Annotated in this window: 4 protein-coding genes; 1 reads left to right on the forward strand and 3 read right to left on the reverse strand. The window is 51.6% G+C overall.

The annotated features are described in order from the left end of the window. The 3 genes from QCH34_RS08265 to QCH34_RS08275 all read right to left on the reverse strand — a co-directional run. A partial coding sequence (locus tag QCH34_RS08265; protein WP_300332749.1) for a class I SAM-dependent methyltransferase occupies window positions 1–609 on the reverse strand: 609 nt, incomplete at its 3' end. Window positions 610–632: 23 nt separating this feature from the next. Further along, on the reverse strand, window positions 633–1,487 hold the full coding sequence (locus QCH34_RS08270; RefSeq protein WP_300332751.1) for an ABC transporter ATP-binding protein: 855 nt from the start codon (window positions 1,485–1,487) through the stop codon (window positions 633–635). A gap of 6 nt (window positions 1,488–1,493) precedes the next feature. Then, window positions 1,494–2,573, reverse strand: a complete 1,080-nt coding sequence (locus QCH34_RS08275; RefSeq protein WP_300332753.1) for an iron ABC transporter permease — start codon at window positions 2,571–2,573, stop codon at window positions 1,494–1,496. 146 nt (window positions 2,574–2,719) lie between these two features. Between QCH34_RS08275 and QCH34_RS08280 the strand changes: the two genes are divergently transcribed. Beyond that, complete coding sequence (locus QCH34_RS08280; RefSeq protein WP_300332755.1) at window positions 2,720–3,949, forward strand: ABC transporter substrate-binding protein; 1,230 nt, start codon at window positions 2,720–2,722, stop codon at window positions 3,947–3,949. Window positions 3,950–3,953: the final 4 nt, after the last annotated feature.

Here is a 3,953-nt window from a genome sequence, read left to right on the forward strand (position 1 = left end):
ATAGAGGAGATTAAAGAGGACATCTGCCTTTGGTCCCCGTTGGTATTCTCTCCCGTGGAGTTGTGGCCAGAGGTCGATCATCGCCTGTTCCCAGTTCGTTGTATCTGCAAACCAGAAGAGGTAGACACAGTCTGATGATGCCCGGCACATTGCGGATAGTGCGTCTTTGATATCCGGCATCCCGAGTGAGTACGAGGCAACGACGACATCGTACTGCCCATCCAGATCAGTTGCCAGGTCGATATCCTCCCAGCGTTTCTGGATTACCTGGATATTCGAAAGCCCTTCTTCTTCAGCATATTCTGAGAGAACCGAGGTCATTCCGGGAGAGGGTTCTACTGCGGTGACATGGGCTGCAACTTTTGCAATCGGGACTGCCATCGTCCCCGGTCCGGCACCGATATCCAGCACACGGGAGCCGGAGTGGATTGGGAGACCGTCGATCACGTGCCGGATCCGATCAGGGTTCTCCCGTGACTGTTGCATAAACGATCTCGCCTTCTCTTTTGAAGCCCAGATCGAGGCACAGTCATTTGTTCCACGGCAGTTCAGATTCTCAGCATACAGTTTCTGCCAGACCAGATTCCAGTCAATCTTAGTATAATCCATTCTATCATCCTTGTACACACATTCTATGATTCAGCTTCCACTTTCGGCGATGGGTGCGGGGAAAAGTGTTCATCAGCATAGCCATGGTGGTTGCCGGTGCAGCAGCACCGTGCTGCAACACTCTGGGGCATCACCATCTGCACCCCGTTGACTGACCGGACACAACAGGTATCACGGTAGATCAGTGAGAGAATTTCTTCTGAGATTACGTCTGTTGGAGCTCCGTCAGCCACAATATCTCCATCTCCCATAACAACCACCCGATCGCAGAACCAGGCGACATGGTTGGGATCATGGCTGCAGGCAAGGATCGTCTTGCCATCCTCGGCTATATCCCGCATAATCTTCCAGATACGCATCTGGTTCTGGAAGTCAAGAGCACTTGTCGGCTCGTCAAGGAAAAGGATCGGTGTCGCTTGTGCAAGTGCACGGGCCATCAGCACCATCTGCCGCTGCCCGCCGGAGAGCTGGTTATAGGGGCGATCGGCGAGATCGCTGATCCCCAGCTCGGCAAGAGCGTCCATTGCGATCTCCTTGTCACGCCTTTTCACACCGAAAAAACCACCGAGATGGGGTGTCCTCCCCATCAGGACAACTTCGCGGACCAGGTAGGGGAATGGAGGCTTGTGTTCCTGTGGCACGTAGGCGACCACACGGGCAAGCTCTTCGATCGAGCGGGTGGTGGTATCATCACCGCACATCTTCACTGTCCCTTTTCTTGCCTGGAGAAAACGGAGGCAGCATTTGAAGAGGGTGGTCTTACCGGAACCGTTTGGACCGAAGAGGCCGCAGAGTTCGCCTTCCCCGACCGAGAATGAGACACCCGATAGGACTGGGATGGTATCGTAGTTGAAATGGATATCCTGTACATGTAACATTCTGTATCACCCAAAGATTACCCTGCCCTTATGGCGGAGCAGGTAGCAGAGATACGGAGCACCAAGGATTGAGGTGAGGATGCCGACCGGAATCTCCGCGGTTGTCAGTGTTCGTGCAAGCGTATCACAGATGATCAGGTACGTTGCGCCCATCATCAATGAAGCCGGTATCACGTACCGGTTATCCGGTCCAAGCACCATCCTCGCCGCATGGGGCATCATCAGGCCGACCCAGGCGATAATACCAACCAGTGAGACTGCAAATGCCGTGACCGCTGTTGCAAGTGCAACAACGATGAGCTTATACCGCTCGGGATTCACTCCAAGTGTCCGTGCCTCATCATCACCCATCGAGAGGATGTTTAGTTTCCACCCAAGCCCCCAGAGGATGATGAAACAGAAGAGGACAAACGGTGTCAGCATCCGGATATCACCCCAGGTGGCATAGTAGAATCCTCCCATCAGCCAGAAGACGATCTCACGGAGGGCGGTATCAGTTGAGATGTACTTCAACAGCGAGACAAGGGCCGAGAAGATCGAGCCGATGATGACACCGGCAAGGATCAGGGTTACAATCGGGGTCTCGCCACGAACCCGTGCAAGCATATAGGCGAATATCACCGCGAGTGCACCAAAGATGAAGGCTGAGATCTGGATCGAGAAGAAGATGTGAGGAAACACAATCCCAAGTGCTGCTCCAAAGGCGGCTCCCGATGAAACACCAAGGATATAGGGTTCTACAAGCGGGTTTCTGAAGACCCCCTGGAAGACCGCACCCGCAATTGCAAGAGCACCTCCGACTGAGATCGCCAGGATGATCCTCGGTACACGGATATCCCAGATAATGGTGTTGTGAAGTCTTGGAAGGGCAGAGGTATCACCAAAAGTGAGGTGTGTCAGGATTGTCTGGTAGACTGCGGCAATTGAGATGTCATAGGCTCCCATCACAACAGCGATACACGCAGTGATGAAGAGGAGTATGGATAGTACGATCAGGATACCGATCTTTCTGCCTTCTCCAAAGCCTTCAACCGGATCATATCCCAGTGTCGTGAGGATATCTTTGAAGCTTCTTCGTTCATGCATAGGTTTCACTCAGATCCATAAGGGATATCCTGTTGTTTAGTAACATGAATATATAAAATAGTGTGATCTGATTTGATCTTATGAGATTTTTATCACTAAAAATACAAATAATAATCTTTTTTATACACCAAGATCTTATTAAGATCATGAAAGGTTGTAACTATATCAAAAGATATGCTCTTCTCTTCATACTCATCCCGGGAATGATCCTCATCTCAGGGTGTGCGGGTACAATGGAGAATACCGGAGTGCAGGAGACATCAGGCACCCGGACAATCACTGACATGCATGGGAGGACAGTCGATATTCCACTGAAGATCGAGCGTGTTGTGGCAATCGACGATGGGTTCGTCGAGGGGCTGATGTACCGGTTCGGGTTAGAAGATCAGATCGTCGGAATTGGCGGAGAATGGGTGAAAGATTACACCTACAGCTTTGAGACAACTGACGGCAGCACATATGAATACATGAAAGGTATGAATCCGGTCAGGTACCTGATTCCCGAACTAGCAGATCTCCCAGTCCTTGTAACGACCGGGACTGCAATGAATTATGAGACACTTGCCTCCCTTGATCCGGATGTTCTCTTCCTCCGTGCAGGTGCTTCTGCATTCAGGGCAGGATCAGATGACAACCTCCAGTTGACCATCCAGACGATCGAATCACTTGGGATACCCCTTGTCATCCTCGTTGGTCCGCCATACCAGGATGAGCCGACCGTCGATCAGATCACCGAAGAGATCCGCCTCGTTGGCGATGTCTTCTCACGAAAGAAGGATGCGGATACCCTGGCCAGGTACATTGACGGGCAGATAGCAATGATCCGCGAACGAACACGCGACATCCCGGAAGAAGAGAAACCAAAAGTGATGCAGCTTGGACTCTCGCCCCGTGCCCGGCAGGGAGGGGGAGCTGCGATGGCATGGGGTGGTGATACCATCGAATCCCACTTCATTGAGGAGATTGCAAATGCCAGGAATGCATACAAGGGTTCTGGAGCATTTGTTGTCATTTCGACGGAGCAGATCCTGACGATTGATCCGGATGTGATCGTCCTTCCAACCGCACAGGGATACCATCCTGCAACTGAACTCTATACTGCTCCCTATTATCAGAACCTTCAGGAGCTGACAGCCGTTAAGAATCAGCGTGTCTATGCCCTTCCCTGGACGCCATTCAACTGGGCAAAACGTCTGGAATACCCAATTGAGGCGATGGTAATCGCAAAGGCAGCATATCCCGATCGGTTCTCCGATATCAACGTCGGCGAATGGACACTGGACTTCTATCAGCAGGTGTATCTGGTCGATGAGGCAACTGCACGCGAGCTGCGTTCAACACAATGGCTTGACTGGATGGAAGAGAAAGGGTTTTAATTCT

This window comes from Methanocalculus sp. (genome assembly GCF_029762515.1).
GTDB lineage: Archaea > Halobacteriota > Methanomicrobia > Methanomicrobiales > Methanocorpusculaceae > Methanocalculus.

Coding starts and splice junctions, on each gene's coding strand:
- QCH34_RS08270 (WP_300332751.1), bottom strand. CDS start 1,487: ATGTTACATGTACAGGATATCCATTTCAACTACGATACCATCCCAGTC.
- QCH34_RS08275 (WP_300332753.1), bottom strand. CDS start 2,573: ATGCATGAACGAAGAAGCTTCAAAGATATCCTCACGACACTGGGATAT.
- QCH34_RS08280 (WP_300332755.1), top strand. CDS start 2,720: ATGAAAGGTTGTAACTATATCAAAAGATATGCTCTTCTCTTCATACTC.